The organism is Enterococcus sp. DA9 (assembly GCF_008000875.1).
Taxonomy (GTDB): domain Bacteria; phylum Bacillota; class Bacilli; order Lactobacillales; family Enterococcaceae; genus Enterococcus_B; species Enterococcus_B lactis.
Map to the genome: position 1 here is coordinate 42,601 of NZ_CP042839.1, position 16,476 is coordinate 59,076.

The following is a 16,476-nucleotide window of genomic DNA, read 5'->3' on the forward strand; positions in this document are numbered from 1 at the left end:
TCTCCTTTATTTTTTACGACGGAAAAACGGTGGCGTATTTAATTCATCATCGCCATGAGATTTTGTTTCTTCGCGGTTGAATGTATCAAATTCTTTTTTTTCGATATTGTCAAAATTGGAATCATCAACTCTAGGACGAACATTTTGTTCACGTCTGATATCCCAATCGCCAAAACTGTTTTCTTCTTCTGCAGAAGTTGGTTTAGCTTGATCCATATCTAATACAGTCTTTTGAGCAGGTGATTGCATTTGTGCTTGTCTAGCTGGACGGCTAGACTTGCGCTCCTTTTTTGATTCATCGATACCTGTTGCGATGACCGTCACGCGGATTTCATCGCCCATTTCTTCATTGATAGATGTACCTAGAATAATATTTACATCGCCAGTTGCTGCATTTGCTACGATATCTGAAGCATCTTGTGCTTCAAACAATGTCATATCCAAACCGCCTGTGATGTTAAGAAGTACTTGTTCCGCTCCATCAATAGATGTTTCAAGCAATGGAGAGGAGATTGCTTTTTTCGTTGCTTCTACTACGCGATCTTCTCCACTAGCTACACCGATTCCCATCAATGCTGTACCTTGGTTTTCCATCACTGTTTTCACGTCAGCAAAGTCAAGGTTAACGTAACCTGGTGCCGTAATCAAGTCAGAGATACCTTGTACACCTTGACGTAAAACGTTATCTGCTTCACGGAAAGCTTCAAGCATTGGTGTCTTTTTATCTACAACTTCTAGTAAACGGTTATTTGAGATAATCAATAATGTATCCACATTTTCTTTCAAACGAGCGATACCTTCTGCAGCAAAACGACCACGTTTAGGTCCTTCAAAAGTGAATGGACGTGTAACGACACCAACGGTCAATGCGCCCAGTTCTCTAGCAATCCCTGCAACGATTGGCGCAGCACCTGTACCAGTTCCTCCACCCATTCCTGCAGTGATGAAAATCATATCTGCACCGTCTAAAGCTTCGCGTAAGGATTGTTCACTTTCTTCTGCCGCTTTTTGTCCAACTTCTGGTTGAGAACCAGCACCTAAACCACGAGTATATTTTGGTCCTAATTGGATAACTGTTTCAGCTTTTGAATTTTTTAATGCTTGCACGTCTGTGTTGGCCGTAATGAATTCAACACCTTTGACGTTTTCTTCAATCATTCGGTTCACAGCATTTCCACCGCCACCGCCGACTCCGATGACTTTGATTACTGCGCCGTCATTGATATTATTATCAATTGAGAATTCCATATCTTATTCCTCCCAGGATGAATTAATCAAAAATATTTGTAAAGAAACCCTTGATTTTATTTTTTACATTTTCTCCGGATTCTTTTGGTTCCGGCTCATCGTAGACTGTTTCTTCAGGTGCTTCATAGCTTTCATATGTGTTTGTTGTTTCTTGTTCAACTACCATTTGACGAGCTGCTGAGGTTTCACCTGTAACAGCAATTTTTGCCAATTGATACACTTCGCTCAAGTTTGCTGAATAATCAACGATACTTATTACATTTGTAAATACCGGGTTTCTCAGTCCCATGTGATTTGGAACATACAGTTTCACATTTACGCCGAAGATTTCTTGCGCCAAGTCCACAACACCTGGAAGACTAGCAGCTCCGCCTGTCAATACGACGCCACCTGGCAACTCTAATGCTTCGATTTGGTCCAATGCATCTTTTGCTTTGTTGAAAATCTGTTCCATACGAGCTGAAATAATTTCTGACAAATAGCGTTCATCGACTTTCACTGGTTCTGATTGGCCAATTACATCTACTGGAAACTCTTCATCTGGTGATGTCCGTTCTGGATATGCATCCCCGTAATTTATTTTCAACGCTTCTGCATTGTTAAAAGACGTATTTAATACAATAGAGATATCTTTAGTGACAAATTCGCCACCTTCTTGGTCGAGACTGGTAAACTTCAATTGCTTATCATGCATAACAGCTGTTGTCGTTTGGCCACCACCCATATCAATAACGATCGTACCAAAATCTTTTTCTCCGTCAGAAAGAATTGATTCTGTCAGCGCTAAAGGAGTAATCACCATTTCATTGACGATTAATCCGGCATTTTCCACGCATTTACGTATGTTATGGATGATCGTTTTTGGTCCGGTAAACAACAGACCGTACATTTCTAATCTTACGCCGATCATTCCACGAGGGTCTTTGATTCCCTCGAATCCATCGACAGTAAAATCTTGTGGCAAAATTGACACGATTTGACGTTCAGGAGGTATTGAACGAACAAGGGCAGCAGAAGCCACATTTCTGACATCTTCATCGGTGATTTCCTTTGAATCTCCGTTAACTGCAATCATTCCCTGGCAATTTTCTACTTCAAGCATGTTTGCTGGCAAACCGACACTTACGCCTTTGATCTGGATACCTGCTTTTTCTTCTGCTTGTCGTACTGCTCGTTGTATCGCTTGGACCGTTTTATCGATATCAACGATAATGCCTCGGTTAATCCCTTCTGATTTTGCGTTTCCTACTCCAATAATATTCATTTGGCTGTCGATATATTCAGCCACGACAACTTTAACAGATGTCGTTCCAATATCAAGGCCTACATACATTCCTGTTTTTGCCATGAATGGGATTCCCTCCTACTTACTATTCCATATACAAGCGAACAACTAGCGTCCGTTTTAAAATATACTTATTAATAGATATATTCACTGCTTTCAATTCTACCATAAATTACTGGTTTTTAGAAAGTACATTCTTACTTTTTAAAGTTGTTTTATCAATTTTCATTTAAACTTGACGGAGTTGTACTTGGATTGTCTTCTATTTGACTTGTTTCACTTGAATTATTTGAATCAGATGAGCCGTTTGTATCAGACGATTCAGGTGTATCTGCTGCTTGCGTTTCTGCCTCTTCACTTGACCCATTTGTTTGATCCGCGTTTTCTTCACTTCCAGTTGTTTCTTCCGTTTGGTCCGATTCTGCCGTTTCTTGAGTACTGCTGTAAGGATATGAGTAGATGCCAACTTCCATGTCGATCACACCTTTTTCATCCATGTCTTTGGCTACTTGCGAATAATATTTCATTTGGTTCGCAAGATTATTGATATTTACAATGACTTGATTGCCATCATTCATGTTCAATTGGATCAGGTTTTTATTACTTGCTCTTGGTGTATACTTGATTTCAGAGATTGCTTTTTGCAATTCTGATGATAACTGATTGTATTGCTTTGTTAATTCTTTGATTTTTGCTGAATCTTTGAACTCTTCTAAGATAGGGAGATTTTTTGTAGGATTTGCTACTTTTTCATCTAATACTGTTCCATTTTCAATTACTGGATAGTATTGATTATCTTTTGCAATCAAAGCGATTTCTTTATATTCTGTCACATCCAAATCGAACTCATTTATCCCTTTGAAGTGTATAGTTGCTTTTTCGATTCTCGGCTGTGCTTTTTTTAGCCGTTCGATATAAGTGGATCGATCGAAATACTGCCCCCAGACATTTTCTCCCAATGACAATTTGGTATCAGAGATGATTTCCTGACTGTTGACTACCTTATTACCTGACACTGCAACTGCTTGTAGCTTGCTATAAGGAGAAACATAATAGATCAAAAAAATCAGCGGTATGCCCAATACAGTAATAATCAATGCTAACCGCCGAAACAGTACTTTATGCCTTTGACTTTTTAAATTGGGGAGACGATTCAAAAAAGAACCGTTATACGGGCCACCGTTTTTCTTTTGCTTGATCTCTTCAAAAAATTCGATTTTTTTCTCGGACTGGCTTTCTGACTGGCTTGTTTCTTGCTGTTCCTCTTGAACCGTTCTTTCTTCTTCAGAATCTGAAAGGGGTGTATCTAATGGTGTGTCTTCTTTTTTTGGCTCTTGGTTTTTCATCCCTTGTTCTGCCAGATATTTTCGGTTAGCCTTTTGCCAAGGAGTCAAATTGTTTTCATCAGAAGACGGATGAGACAATTTTTTAGGTTCTTTTTTCTTACTCACTAAGACCACCGCCTTTATTTTTTGATTATTTGATTCACTACGTCATAAAGACGTTTTGAAGCATCAGGGATGCCTTGTTCTTTAGAAGCTCGGCACATTTGCTTTTGCAATTCTTCATCATCCATGATTTCGTTAATTGTCTGACTTAGTGATTCACCCGTTAGCTCATTATCCGCAATCATTTTTGCTGCTCCTGCATGAACAAGACTCATTGCATTTTTAGTCTGATGATCATTCGTAACATATGGACTAGGAACCAGCACTGCCGGAAGCCCCAAAGCTGTAAATTCTGCGATCGAAGTTGCACCAGCACGTCCCACTAGCAGATCGCTCGAAGCCATGACTTCTGCCATATTTTTGATGTAAGGTTGGACACTAATGTTTTGTATTTCAGGATTTATTTTATTTAGGATTTCTTCATAATATCTTTCTCCTGAAGCATACAAGACTTGATAAGAGGAAGGAATATATTCACTTAAAAAAACCGATACCGCTTGATTGATTTTAAGTGCTCCTTGACTGCCGCCAAAAATCAAGACTGTTTTCTTTTCTGGATCCAACCCAAATGTTTTCAAAATATCTGATTTTTTAGTATCTGCTACTTCTTGTGCTCGAGGATTACCTACAAGGACTGATTTGTTTTCAGGAAAAAAAGGAGCCGCATCTTTGAATGAAAGAGCGATCCGATCCACATATCGGCTTAAAAATTTATTGGTAACACCTGGTACACTGTTTTGTTCATGGATAATAGTTGGAATTCCCATTTTTGATGCAGCATACACTACCGCTCCGGATACATATCCTCCAGTACCGATAACGATATCTGGTTGAAAATCACTGAGGATTTTTTTTGCTTGACGGATACTCTTAAGAAACAATCGGATTGTCTTGATATTATACATGGAAATTTTTCGTTTAAAGCCTTGAATCTCCAAAGTATGGAAAGGCATTCCTGTATCAGGGACAATTTTATTTTCCAGACCACGTTTTGCCCCCACATACATGAATTCCGCATTCGGTACTTGTGTCTTCACATAATTGACAAAGGCAAGAGCTGGATAAATATGTCCTCCCGTTCCTCCGCCTGTAACCAAAATTTTCATTTTTTATCGCTCGCTTCTACTTTTTCTATTTTAATTGATTCACAGCTTCCATGAATCGGTTTCCTCTAGTTTCAAAATTAGGGTATTGATCCCAGCTGGCATTCGCTGGTGATAATAAAATCACATCACCATCTGTACTGTTTTCTAATGCTAAAGGAACTGCTTGTTCTACAGAATCGGCTGTTACTATCGTCTCGATGCCTGCTTTTTTTCCAGCATCGATCAATTTTTCTTTTGTTTGACCAAATACGATCATTGCTTTGATTCCTTTTAGTGAAGGAACCAATTCATCAAATGTATTTCCTCTATCTAATCCGCCTGCCAATAACACGACCTTAGCCGTTTCAAATCCGCTTAGAGCCATTTTAGTCGCTAAAATATTGGTTGCTTTTGAATCATTATAAAATTTTCTGCCTTGAATCTCTCCTACATATTGCGTACGATGCGGCACGCCATGGAATAAATGCAACGTTTGTCGTATAGCTTCATTTGATACACCATACAATTTTGCTACAGTAATAGCAGCTAGCGCATTTTCTACATTATGCGTACCTGGTACGCCAAGTTCAGAAATTTCCATTATTTTTTCTTTTTTATAATAAATTGCGTGATCGTCAGCATACACACCATCTTCCAACACTTCTTTTGTCGAAAAAGGCAGGACGCGTGCTTTTGTTCTTTGCGCTAATTCTTGTAGTTCTGACTGATTCCAGTTAAGAACCAGATAATCTTCAGCTGTCATATTTTTTTGAAGGTTCCATTTAGCTTTGACGTATTCTTTTCTTGTCCCATGATAATCAATATGTGCTTCATAAATATTGGTGATCACCGCTATATGAGGATGGAAATCTGTGATTCCCATGAGTTGAAAACTAGATAACTCCATCACGATTTTATCTTCTGGTTTCGCTTCTTGCGCGACACCACTTGCTGGATACCCAATATTTCCTGCTAAACGTGCAACTCCTTTGTCTACGCCTGCATTCAGTAGTAGTCCAGTCATTGTTGTTGTCGTGGTTTTTCCATTCGTTCCTGTAATCCCAATAATTGGGCATTCCGCTACTTCGTAAGCTAGCTCCACTTCCGTAATTACCGGAATACCCATTTCTTGGGCTTTTGCTACTAAAGGATGGCTGTAGGGAATCCCAGGATTTTTGACCATCAACGAAAATTCTTCATCTAGTAATTCGATTGGATGACTGCCTGTTATTACTTTTATCCCTAAAGAAAGCAATTCTTGTGCTTCCGGATTTTCATCAAAAGGTTTTCCGTCATTAACGGTGACAAGTGCGCCCAATTCATGTAATAATTTGGCCGCACTTACTCCGCTTTTTGCGAGTCCTAAGACAAGCACTTTTTTATTTTCATATGTTGATATTTTTTTCATTTCCTGTCATCTCCTACCAAACGATCCATAATGTGATCAATGAAGTCACAATGCTGATCAACCAAAAAACTGTATCAATCTTCCACTCCGACCATCCGCACATTTCAAAATGATGGTGGATTGGAGACATTTTAAAAATTCGTTTTCCCGTAAGTTTAAAGGATGTAACTTGAAGCATCACACTTGCAGTTTCCATAACATAAATCAAGCCAATCAAAAGCAATGTCCACTCTTGGTTCAGCATCATAGAAATTGCCGCTAAAAGTCCGCCCAAAGCTAATGAACCAACATCTCCCATAAAAATCTTGGCAGGTTTCCGGTTATAGACGAAGAATCCAAGTAAGCCACCTAAGACACTGAGACAAATGATTAATACATCATACTGATGCTGATGCCAAGCAATCAGACCGTAAGCTGCAAAAGAGATGCTGCCTAAGCCAGCAACTAATCCATCGATACCATCCGTCAGATTGACCGCATTTGAAAATCCAACAAGCCAGAAGATAGCGAAAACCCCATAAATGATTCCTAAAGGCAGATCCAACCCAAAGAAATTCAATACACCTGGATAGCCTTCAGAACGGTAAACAAGATAAAAGATGATTCCCCCTAGAACCTGTCCAATCAGTTTCTGTTTCGAGTTCAGCCCCATGTTTCTTTTCTTGAAGATCTTTATAAAATCATCAAGAAAACCAATTACTCCATATAATGCTAATACAAAAAGCAAGATGAAAAGAGTAGGAGTCAGCTGTTTTTGCCAAGCTCCAACCCAAATCCCTGTCAAAATAGAGCCGATCAGAAACACTAAGCCGCCCATTGTAGGAGTTCCGGCTTTGATATTGTGCCACTTTGGTCCCTCCTCGCGAATCGCCTGACCTTGCTTTTTCATTTGAAAGTAACCAATAAATAGCGGCATTGCGGCAATCGTCATTGCACAACTGCTGACAATGGGAATCAATGCTTGTGTCCATTCCATGCTCTTTTCTCTCCTATTTCTCTTCTTATTCTTCTAAAGTAAAATTAAGTTTTTCTTTTGTGATTTTTTCATATGGAGCAAGTTCTTGTTTGACACAATAACCATCCCCATCAAAACTAACTTCGATACCAAGGATTTTCCCTAGCTTCATGATATCTGCTTTTGACCATCCAGTTACATCAGGCATCAGCTTGTCGCCGCCAGTATATAGAATCAGTTTTTCTCCAGAGATCAACTGATCACCGTTGGCAGTAGATTGTTTTTGTACTTTTTTCCCGTTACCGATAACGACAGGTTGCAGTCCGCTTTTTTGAGCATCCGCTGCTGCAACATCTGCTTCTAGATTACGATAATCGGCTACGGATACTTTTTCTGTTTTGGTTTCTGTATCCGTATCTTCTTCAGTTTCTTTAAAATCCATTGCCCGTTTCATCAATGGATTTGCGATTTTAGCCAAAGCCATTCGATCATATGTCTTAGGGTGTTTCATTGTTAGATACAAGACATAGTCTGGATCTTCAGAAGGAACCATCTCCACAATCGAATACAGGTAGGCTGTATCTCCTGTTTGGTATCCCCCTGTATCAGAAGCGATTTGGGCTGTTCCGGTTTTTGCCGATACATTGTATCCAGGTACACTATATACGCCATAAGCACTACCGTAGTTTTCGCTTTCGACAACATCTCTCATATATTCACGGACTTTTTCTGTTGTTTCTTTTGAAAAAGGTTGTCCTAGAACTTCTGTTTGAGTTGTTCGCTCTTCGCCAGTTTGAGGATCCACTACTTTGCTGATATATCGAGGTTGAATCATTGTACCGTTATTCGCAATAGAAGTGAAAGCTTTCATCATTTGGAAATTCGTCACACCTACCGCTTGTCCATAAGCACTCATTGCTCGGTCGACAATATTTGATGTAGGCAAAGCACCATTTACTTCGTCATCTAATCCAGAATGGGTACTTTGTCCAAATCCTAGTTTTTGTAAATAATTGTACCATCGTCCGCCTAATCGCTGTTCCAGTATGACCATCCCGACGTTACTTGACCATGAAAGAGCTTGTCGCATGGTCAGCACACCTTTTTCACCAAAGTCATGGTCATTGATCGTCGCATCTTCTACTTGGATTTTTCCAGATTGGAAGGTTTCATTCTCGTTGAATTCTCCTTCTTCGATAGCGGCTGCAGTAGTGAAAACCTTCATGGTTGATCCTGGCTCATAACTATCTTGTACCAAGAAATTACGCCAGATAGCATCTTCTCCAGTCAAACCTTCCATTGTTTCGGGATTGAAAGTAGGACGCTGCCCCATCGCCAAAATCTCTCCAGTTTTTGCTTTCATCAAGACTGCTGTCAATTCTTCCGGTTGATATTCTTCATTTACTTGATCCATCAGTGTTTCCAAATAACTTTGTAGTCTACTGTCCAAAGTCGTGTAGATATCTTGTCCATCAACAGCTTTTTCTTCTTCTGCTACTGTACCTGGCAGAGGATTTTGAAAATTATCTTTTTGATAAATAATCTTACCATCTTTACCGCTCAAAATATCATTGTAAGCAGACTCCAAACCTAGTTTACCAACTAAGCCATTCTCATCTTTGTCTGGAACTGCATATCCGATAAAATGAGAAGAAAAGACGCCATTTGGATACATCCGAGCCTGATGGTCGACAAAGTAAAGACCAGCGACACCTTCTTTTTTCATATCTGCTTCGATGTTTTGCTTGGTTTCTTGGGAGATATTTTTCCCATAGCTACCAAATTCAACTTGATACAGCTCTTTTTTTGCGCCGTCTTCTAAAATATTCAGTGCATCTTTTTTGTCTATAGAAAGATTCTTATGCAGGATTTCTGCTATTTTATCAAAATTCTTTTCTTCGACATACAGTTTTTTATCCCCAGAAGTATATGTTTTTGAGAGTATCGCTTTAATTGAATAAGAGGAGGCATCTTCTGCGAGCGCCACGCCGTTACGATCATAAATCGTTCCTCTTTTTGCTTTTACTACTTCACTTCCTTGGTACAACTGTTTTGTTTTTTCAGCTAATGAGGTACCAGCAACATGACCTCCAATAACGATATACGAGAAACGGACGGCAAATAAAAAGAACAATCCAATACTCGTAGCAAATAAAATGATACCTACTTTTTTGCGATTGTTCATCGGATTTAGATTTTTCTTTTCCATAAACCGCCGAATTTTATTTTTAAGACTCATTTACTTCACTTTCCTTAAATTGTCGTCATTAATAGACAATCCTTTTTCTTCTGCGATTTGTTTAATCCGTTCAGTACGAGAAAGTTCATTTTTTTCTTGTTCTAAACTCGTTTTTTCTTGCTTTTTATCATTGATTTCTGTTTGTATTGATGTGATTTCTTTTTCAGCTCCGCTGATATTTGTACGCAACATGACTGTTAAAACACATAAAGCAACAATAGCAATCGCCACGCTTGCCACAGCAATTTTTTCCAAAGCAGAAATCTGCTTCAATCGTTTTGCTGGTGATTGTGGAAGAATGATTTCTTGATTCGAAGAAGAATCTGGCATTTGTTGTTCTGGCTGATCCACCAATTCAGGTAAATCATATTCGTACTCTTGCATTTTCTTTAATTCTGCCATCATTCTACTCCTCTTTCATTCTTATTTTTTCTGCAATACGTAACTTTGCACTGCGTGATCGATTGTTTTCTGCTAACTCTTCCTCTGAAGGAAGGATTGGTTTACGAGTAATAACTTTCAGTTCCGGTTGAAATTCGTCAGGTATGACAGGAAGTCCCGGTGGTAAATCTTGTACCGTACTATATTCTTTAAACATACTTTTGACAATTCTGTCTTCTAATGAGTGGAATGTGATCACACTGATTCTTCCATTGACTTTCAATAACCGGATTGCCTGTTCTAAAGAGGTCTCTTCGGCACCAAGTTCGTCATTTACTGCAATCCGCACAGCTTGAAAAATTCTTTTTGCAGGATGCCCGCCTTTTCTTCTTGCGGGAGCTGGGATGACTTGTTTAATGATTTCGACAAGCTCACCAGTTGTTTGGATTGGTTTTGTTTTTCGTACTCGTTCGATTTCACGAGCAATTTGTTTGGAAAATTTCTCCTCGCCATAGCGGAAGAAAATCTTTACTAATTCATGGTAGGAATATTCATTAATTACGTGATAAGCGGTTAAAGGAGCTGACTGATCCATACGCATATCCAAGGGTGCATCTTGATGATAACTAAATCCACGTTCTGCTTCATCTAGTTGAGGAGAGGAAACCCCTAAGTCATACAAAATACCATCTACCTTATCTACATACTCACTCAAGCGTTCTTCTAATTCTCTGAAATTCGCTTTGATAAATGTGACCATCCCTTGTTCGACATAAGAAGCTAAACGCAGCTTGGCGTGATCGATTGCTTTTTGATCTTGGTCAAACGCATACAGGTGCCCTTTAGAACTTAGTTGGCTCAATAAATATTCACTATGTCCGGCACCGCCGAGTGTACAGTCTACATAAACGCCATCCGGTTTGATGTTCAATCCATCTACCGTTTCTTTCAACATGACTGTATAGTGTTGAAATGTTTCAGTCATTAGTCAGCCTCTTCCTATTCTTATAGTCCGAAATCAATCATATTTTCAGCAATTTCGTCAAAATTCTCTTCTGCTTCTGCAGAAAAATCTTCCCATCGTGTCTCATCCCAAATTTCAATTCGGTTAGATACGCCGATGATTACGCACCCTTTTGTCAAAGCTGCATAATTTCTTAACGTGCTTGGTATATTGATCCGTCCTTGTTTATCAAGTTCGCATTCAGTGGCAGCCGAATAGAAGAATCGCACAAATGTACGTGCGTCTTTTTTAGCCAACGGCATTTCGTTCAGCTTAGCTTCCAGATTTTCCCATTCGCTCATCGGATAGCCGAAAAGACAACCATCCAATCCGCGTGTCAGAACAAACTTTTCGCCAAGTTCTTCACGAAGTTTTGAGGGAACGATTAAACGTCCTTTTGCATCAATATTATGTTGGAATTCACCCATCAACATTGAAAGCCCCCCATTCCTCCACTAACTAAAATTAGTCTACCACAATCCCCCACTTTCTACCACCTTTTCTAGGAAATCCGGGAACAACTTTTTTTATTCATAAACATTTTTTTAAGAATCAAGCTGCAAAAAGCCTTTTAAAAGACTTTTTGCAGCTTTTCTGCTTTTTTCATAGGTAAGAAAGTATATTCACAATGATCAAGACCGCGTACAAGACGATTGTCAGCAGAAAAACCAAACGCCAAGTCATCTTGAAATAACGCGAATAAATGATTTCTTCATAATAATATGCTTGAAAAATAGCAATACAGATGCCCAGTAGTAAAACAGAAATAAAGAAAAACGGCAGGATAGAAATTGTCGCTGTGTTTCTAGACAACGCATGCATACCGCCCCACAAAAAAGGAATCGCCAAATCAGGGGCTTTTATTTTAAAACGACGATTTAACGAAAATAATTTTACAAGAAATTGGCAACCAAACAAAACGATTACCGGGTAAATATACCAAAACAAGATAAGTGGTGTGAATGTGCCCATGAACGTAAACTCCTTTTTTATCGTTGCTTCAAGTATACTGTATATACTTTACACAACTGTTTCATTTTATTTAAATTTATGCAGTTATATTCTATATCTTACAAACACATTCCATGTATTCCAATTCCCTATCCGTTATAATAAAAGAAACAGGCAACAGGAGGAAAATCATGATCAAATATTTTACATTAGATAATGAAAAACTGCGTAATACCGGAAAGGAAACTGATCAAACAATCTGGTATTGTGTAGAACGTCCCAATCAAGAAGAGATTCATCAGCTGACACATCAATTTGAAATTCCGTCAGATTACATCACTTCCATATTGGACGATGCAGAAAATTCCCGTACAGAAGAATTCAATCAATCAAAGTTGACAAAACCAGCGTTATTATTGTTACAATATCCGTTTGCTAAAACAAGTCCTAGCGGTTATTTTCAAGTGGATACATACCCGCTCTCTATCATTTTGACGCCCAAAAAGAAGCTTATCACAATTACGAATCATGAACCACTATTTTTAAAGAAAGTCTTTAGTCAAACCTTTCCAAAAAGCGATGTTTCACCCAATCTCAATATCTTCTTTCAATTCATCTGGCAGGTTACACTGTCTTATAACAGTTATTTAGCTACGCTTCAATCTCAATGCGATACTTTGGAAGCCAAACTTCAAGTATCAACTGAAAACAAACAACTTTATCAAATCATGGATATCCAAAAAAGCCTTGTTTATTTCAGAGAAGCGACTTCTGCTAATTTAGATGCATTGAAAGAATTAGCGCAAAATAAACTTTTCCAAGAAAATCATGCGTTGAAAAACCATCTGCGTGATGTATTGGTAGAAACAGAGCAAGCAATGACTACTTCTCGCATTCAATTAAAACTAGTAGAACAAATGAATCAGACTTTTTCAGCAATTGTATCGAATAATTTGAATAATATTATGAAAATTTTAACTTCTTTAACGATTATATTAACTATACCAACAATCATCGGAAGTATCTATGGGATGAACATCAAGCTACCCATTGCTGAAAGAGATGATGCGTTTATCTGGCTAGTTCTATTAACATTATTTATTTGTATCGTAACTACCTATTATTTAAAAAAAGGGAAGTTTTTATAAAAAAGACCTCTTGTAGAAAAGACAAAAAGATTGTACACTTGGATTAACTAATTAATTACGAGGTTGAAAACAATGCGTGAAAAAAAACAAACAAGTACTTTTGCTAAAGTAACAAAATTTGTCATTTGGACGATGCTGATTTTAACGATTGGGTCTGTTGTATTGACTGCTGTCATGAGTGTCATGTAAAAAATAAAATATAGCTATCAGTTGCTAAAAAGGACCTGAACCACTACAGTGGATCAGGTCCTTTTTGCGAGTTGCAATAGTTCTTTTGCATGTTCGAGTGTCAGTTTTGTAATCTCACTTCCAGCTAGCATACGTGCAATTTCTTCTTCTCTTTCTTTTGTTTTCAATTCTGAAACAGAAGTTTGCGTACGACCATCAATCACTGCTTTCACGATATAATATTGATAGTCAGCGACTGCGGCGACTTGCGGCAGATGAGTAATGCACAAAACTTGAGAATGTTTCGATATTTGAGAAATTTTATCCGCGATGGCTTGTGCAACTCTTCCACTTACACCTGTATCCACTTCATCAAAGATAATACTTGTCACACCTTGCTCAGAAGAAAAAATAGTTTTCAAAGCCAGTAACATACGAGATAATTCGCCACCAGAAGCGACTTTCACTAAAGGCTTCAGCGGCTCTCCTGGATTGGTCGTAATGTAGAATTCGATTTGGTCAAACCCATCATGATTCAATTGTCTGTTTTCTTCTTTTAAGAAACGTACTTCAAACTCAGTGTTTTCCATATACAGACTTTTTAATTCATGCAGAATGGATTTTTCCAATTCTTTTGCGATTTTTTTACGCGCTTCATGAAGATCTGCGGCTTGTTGCTGAAGTAGAAGCTCTTTTTGCTCTAGTTCCTCTTTCATTTTGTCCAATTGACCTTCTGAAAAATCAGAAGAAGCTAGCTCTTCGGTGATTTCGTCATAGTAAGCCAATATCGACTCAATGGATTCGCCATATTTGCGTTTCAACTGTCGGATTAATTCTAAACGTTGAGTCACTTCTTCTAAACGACTCTCATCTAACTCCAACAAATCGATTTGACGACTCATGTCTCCGATTGCATCTTGTAACAAATAGTAAGCACTTTGGATATTTTCATAAATTGCTTCATACTCCACATCTAGATGTGCGATCCCTTGTAATTCTGCAACGGCCAAGCCAACACCATCTACACTGTTTTGTTCATTATTCGTCAGTGCTCCGTAGCCTGCAGCTAATCCATCAGCAATTTTTTGATAATTGCTAAGTTTTTCTCTTTCTTCTTTTAATTTCTCTTCTTCTCCGACTTGCAAATCAGCAGCAGCTATTTCTTCTTGCTGAAAGTGAAGCATATCTATTCTCTGAACATAGGATTTTTCATTTTGCTGCACTTTTCGTACCCTTTTTTCCAGCTCACGATAAGAGGTATATTCTTGCTGATAACTCTTTTTCTTCTGTTGGAAAGCTGCATCTCCAAAACGATCCAATAAAGCAAGATGTGATTCAGGCTGGAGCAGTTCCTGATGTTCGTTTTGCCCTTGGATATCCACTAAATAACTTCCGATTTTCCTTAGATTAGCTAGCGTGATGATGTGACCATTCACTCGGCAAACATTTTTTCCAGTCAACGACATATCCCGTCGAACGATCAGATTGTCTTCATCCGTTTCGATACCTAATTCAACCATCAATTCAGAGAATCCTTCTTGTTTCGGAAGTTCAAACAATCCTTCAAGAATGCATTTTTCTGCGCCTTGACGTATATAATCGCTTGAACCTCTTCCTCCTGCTAACAAACCTAAGGCATCGATAATGATGGATTTACCCGCACCAGTCTCTCCGGTCAGCGCGGTCATTCCTTCGTGAAAAGAAAGCCGCAATTCCGGAATAATCGCAAAGTTAGTAATACTGATTTCTTGTAGCATCACATTCGCTCCTCAACTTAAAGGTAATGCAGGAAGTCTTTCTTTAGTAAAACTGCCTGGTCTTCAGTTCGTGTAATCATCAAAACATTATCGTCATCATTGATAATCGAAAATAATTCTTTCTTGTAGCGCTTATCGATCAAATTCGCTGCTGCCGAAGCATTCCCCGGCAAAGTTTTCAAAATAACAAATTTTTCCATTTGGTCAACTGCTACGAAAGCGTCTTTTAACAGTTTTTCCAATTTAGTATTTACATCTTCATTTGTTTCAGCTGGTATACTATAACGGTAGCCGCCATCTGAGGCTGGTACCTTAATCAGTTTCAGTTCCTTTATATCTCTGGAAATCGTAGCTTGAGTAACAGATATTCCTTTGCTTTTCAGGATTTCAACAAATTCTTCCTGCTTTCGGATATCTTGCTCACTCAATAATCGAGTAATCAAACGATGCCGATCTTTTTTTCTCATTACGTCTTCGCTCCTTAGCTTATTCTTCTTATCCAATGATAGCTTATTTCCTTGGTATAATAAAGAAGAATCCGCATACTTCTCACTTGATTTTCACAGTTACAATTTATTTATGGTCAAATTGTTCATGTGCGTTTGAAACCACTTCTGCCATATTAATAGCTGGATTGATCGTGCCGCTTTCAGGTACTTTCTTCAAGTGAGCCAAGAACTCGATATTTCCTTCTCCCCCCGTGATCGGAGAATAACTTACTTCCAGCACATCATATCCACCTTGTGCCGCAAATGACAAAATGTCTTCTAAAACTTTTTGATGGGTCTGTGCGTCACGAACAATTCCGTTTTTCCCTACAGCTTCTCTACCTGCTTCGAATTGAGGTTTGATTAAGGCAATCACTTCTCCCTCTTCTTTTAAAATAGCATGTAATGGAGGTAGCATCAGTTTTAGTGAAATAAAAGAAACATCGATAACAGCAACTTCTGGAATTCCTAAGGTAAAGTCTTCGGGTTTTGCATAACGAAAATTCACTCTTTCCATTACGACAACTCTAGGATCTTGTCTGATTTTCCAAGCTAGCTGATTGTAACCGACATCTAAAGCATAACTCATTTTTGCACCATTTTGCAAAGCTGCATCAGTAAATCCGCCAGTGGAAGCACCGATATCTAACAATGTTTTTCCTTCAACAGATAGATCAAATGCTTTGAGCGCTTTTTCTAATTTTAATCCACCCCGAGAAACATAAGGAAGTTTTTTACCTTTGACTCTTAATTCACTACTTACTGGAATTTTTTCTCCCGGTTTATCAAACCGCTCGTTTTTTTCGTTGTAAATCAAACCAGCCATAACTGAACGTTTGGCCTGTTCTCTTGTTTCAAATAATCCTTGTTTGACCGCTAATACATCTACGCGTTCTTTTTCCATTCTTTCCC

General features: G+C 38.5%; 16 protein-coding genes. 2 read left to right on the forward strand and 14 right to left on the reverse strand.

Translation table 11 applies throughout. The features are described from left to right. Nucleotides 1-6 precede the first annotated feature (6 nt). The 11 genes from ftsZ to FTX43_RS00960 all read right to left on the reverse strand — a co-directional run bounded on the left by ftsZ (nucleotide 7) and on the right by FTX43_RS00960 (nucleotide 12,024). On the reverse strand, nucleotides 7-1,248 hold the full coding sequence (ftsZ, locus tag FTX43_RS00910) for a cell division protein FtsZ (protein ID WP_002291854.1): 1,242 nt from the start codon (nucleotides 1,246-1,248) through the stop codon (nucleotides 7-9). Nucleotides 1,249-1,270: 22 nt separating this feature from the next. After that, nucleotides 1,271-2,596, reverse strand: coding sequence for a cell division protein FtsA (gene ftsA / locus FTX43_RS00915; RefSeq protein WP_002291855.1), 1,326 nt, complete (start codon nucleotides 2,594-2,596; stop codon nucleotides 1,271-1,273). 155 nt (nucleotides 2,597-2,751) lie between these two features. After that, nucleotides 2,752-3,984 (reverse strand): cell division protein FtsQ/DivIB, encoded by a 1,233-nt coding sequence (locus FTX43_RS00920; RefSeq protein ID WP_147606639.1) that lies wholly within the window; start codon nucleotides 3,982-3,984, stop codon nucleotides 2,752-2,754. Nucleotides 3,985-3,998: 14 nt separating this feature from the next. Continuing rightward, nucleotides 3,999-5,087, reverse strand: a complete 1,089-nt coding sequence (gene murG / locus FTX43_RS00925; protein WP_002346310.1) for an undecaprenyldiphospho-muramoylpentapeptide beta-N-acetylglucosaminyltransferase — start codon at nucleotides 5,085-5,087, stop codon at nucleotides 3,999-4,001. 25 nt (nucleotides 5,088-5,112) lie between these two features. Then, nucleotides 5,113-6,474 (reverse strand): UDP-N-acetylmuramoyl-L-alanine--D-glutamate ligase, encoded by a 1,362-nt coding sequence (gene murD / locus FTX43_RS00930; RefSeq protein ID WP_002314216.1) that lies wholly within the window; start codon nucleotides 6,472-6,474, stop codon nucleotides 5,113-5,115. A 13-nt stretch (nucleotides 6,475-6,487) separates the two neighbouring features. Next, the gene (gene mraY / locus FTX43_RS00935) at nucleotides 6,488-7,450 is read right to left on the reverse strand and encodes a phospho-N-acetylmuramoyl-pentapeptide-transferase (RefSeq protein WP_002291862.1); all 963 of its coding nucleotides are present in this window, start codon (nucleotides 7,448-7,450) and stop codon (nucleotides 6,488-6,490) included. Between the two features lie 25 nt (nucleotides 7,451-7,475). Then, nucleotides 7,476-9,668: a penicillin-binding transpeptidase domain-containing protein gene (locus tag FTX43_RS00940; RefSeq protein WP_002310275.1), complete on the reverse strand. Its 2,193-nt coding sequence runs from the start codon at nucleotides 9,666-9,668 to the stop codon at nucleotides 7,476-7,478. Then, a complete protein-coding gene (gene ftsL / locus FTX43_RS00945; RefSeq protein ID WP_002297992.1) occupies nucleotides 9,669-10,070 on the reverse strand; it encodes a cell division protein FtsL in 402 nt (133 codons plus the stop codon). Nucleotides 10,071-10,074: 4 nt separating this feature from the next. Continuing rightward, a complete protein-coding gene (gene rsmH / locus FTX43_RS00950) occupies nucleotides 10,075-11,034 on the reverse strand; it encodes a 16S rRNA (cytosine(1402)-N(4))-methyltransferase RsmH (protein ID WP_002345577.1) in 960 nt (319 codons plus the stop codon). Between the two features lie 20 nt (nucleotides 11,035-11,054). Beyond that, on the reverse strand, nucleotides 11,055-11,486 hold the full coding sequence (gene mraZ, locus FTX43_RS00955; protein WP_002291870.1) for a division/cell wall cluster transcriptional repressor MraZ: 432 nt from the start codon (nucleotides 11,484-11,486) through the stop codon (nucleotides 11,055-11,057). Nucleotides 11,487-11,655: 169 nt separating this feature from the next. Beyond that, nucleotides 11,656-12,024 (reverse strand): DUF3397 domain-containing protein, encoded by a 369-nt coding sequence (locus FTX43_RS00960; RefSeq protein WP_002310272.1) that lies wholly within the window; start codon nucleotides 12,022-12,024, stop codon nucleotides 11,656-11,658. Between the two features lie 170 nt (nucleotides 12,025-12,194). Between FTX43_RS00960 and FTX43_RS00965 the strand changes: the two genes are divergently transcribed. Further along, nucleotides 12,195-13,151, forward strand: coding sequence for a magnesium transporter CorA family protein (locus FTX43_RS00965; RefSeq protein ID WP_002291874.1), 957 nt, complete (start codon nucleotides 12,195-12,197; stop codon nucleotides 13,149-13,151). Between the two features lie 72 nt (nucleotides 13,152-13,223). Then, nucleotides 13,224-13,340: a DUF4044 domain-containing protein gene (locus FTX43_RS00970; protein ID WP_002291876.1), complete on the forward strand. Its 117-nt coding sequence runs from the start codon at nucleotides 13,224-13,226 to the stop codon at nucleotides 13,338-13,340. A gap of 53 nt (nucleotides 13,341-13,393) precedes the next feature. Here FTX43_RS00970 and recN read toward each other — a convergent pair whose 3' ends face one another. From recN to FTX43_RS00985, 3 genes are all read right to left on the reverse strand, one after another. Next, entirely contained in the window at nucleotides 13,394-15,076 is a 1,683-nt protein-coding gene (gene recN / locus FTX43_RS00975; protein WP_002316937.1) for a DNA repair protein RecN, read from the reverse strand. A gap of 17 nt (nucleotides 15,077-15,093) precedes the next feature. After that, nucleotides 15,094-15,543, reverse strand: a complete 450-nt coding sequence (locus FTX43_RS00980; RefSeq protein WP_002286653.1) for an arginine repressor — start codon at nucleotides 15,541-15,543, stop codon at nucleotides 15,094-15,096. A gap of 106 nt (nucleotides 15,544-15,649) precedes the next feature. Further along, complete coding sequence (locus tag FTX43_RS00985; protein ID WP_002310269.1) at nucleotides 15,650-16,468, reverse strand: TlyA family RNA methyltransferase; 819 nt, start codon at nucleotides 16,466-16,468, stop codon at nucleotides 15,650-15,652. Nucleotides 16,469-16,476: the final 8 nt, after the last annotated feature.

Excerpts from the sequence above, each read along its gene's own strand:
- ftsZ (WP_002291854.1), bottom strand. The coding sequence starts at position 1,248 with ATGGAATTCTCAATTGATAATAATATCAATGACGGCGCAGTAATCAAA.
- ftsA (WP_002291855.1), bottom strand. The coding sequence starts at position 2,596 with ATGGCAAAAACAGGAATGTATGTAGGCCTTGATATTGGAACGACATCT.
- murG (WP_002346310.1), bottom strand. The coding sequence starts at position 5,087 with ATGAAAATTTTGGTTACAGGCGGAGGAACGGGAGGACATATTTATCCA.
- murD (WP_002314216.1), bottom strand. The coding sequence starts at position 6,474 with ATGAAAAAAATATCAACATATGAAAATAAAAAAGTGCTTGTCTTAGGA.
- mraY (WP_002291862.1), bottom strand. The coding sequence starts at position 7,450 with ATGGAATGGACACAAGCATTGATTCCCATTGTCAGCAGTTGTGCAATG.
- FTX43_RS00940 (WP_002310275.1), bottom strand. The coding sequence starts at position 9,668 with ATGAGTCTTAAAAATAAAATTCGGCGGTTTATGGAAAAGAAAAATCTA.
- ftsL (WP_002297992.1), bottom strand. The coding sequence starts at position 10,070 with ATGGCAGAATTAAAGAAAATGCAAGAGTACGAATATGATTTACCTGAA.
- rsmH (WP_002345577.1), bottom strand. The coding sequence starts at position 11,034 with ATGACTGAAACATTTCAACACTATACAGTCATGTTGAAAGAAACGGTA.
- mraZ (WP_002291870.1), bottom strand. The coding sequence starts at position 11,486 with ATGTTGATGGGTGAATTCCAACATAATATTGATGCAAAAGGACGTTTA.
- FTX43_RS00960 (WP_002310272.1), bottom strand. The coding sequence starts at position 12,024 with ATGGGCACATTCACACCACTTATCTTGTTTTGGTATATTTACCCGGTA.
- FTX43_RS00965 (WP_002291874.1), top strand. The coding sequence starts at position 12,195 with ATGATCAAATATTTTACATTAGATAATGAAAAACTGCGTAATACCGGA.
- FTX43_RS00970 (WP_002291876.1), top strand. The coding sequence starts at position 13,224 with ATGCGTGAAAAAAAACAAACAAGTACTTTTGCTAAAGTAACAAAATTT.
- recN (WP_002316937.1), bottom strand. The coding sequence starts at position 15,076 with ATGCTACAAGAAATCAGTATTACTAACTTTGCGATTATTCCGGAATTG.
- FTX43_RS00980 (WP_002286653.1), bottom strand. The coding sequence starts at position 15,543 with ATGAGAAAAAAAGATCGGCATCGTTTGATTACTCGATTATTGAGTGAG.
- FTX43_RS00985 (WP_002310269.1), bottom strand. The coding sequence starts at position 16,468 with ATGGAAAAAGAACGCGTAGATGTATTAGCGGTCAAACAAGGATTATTT.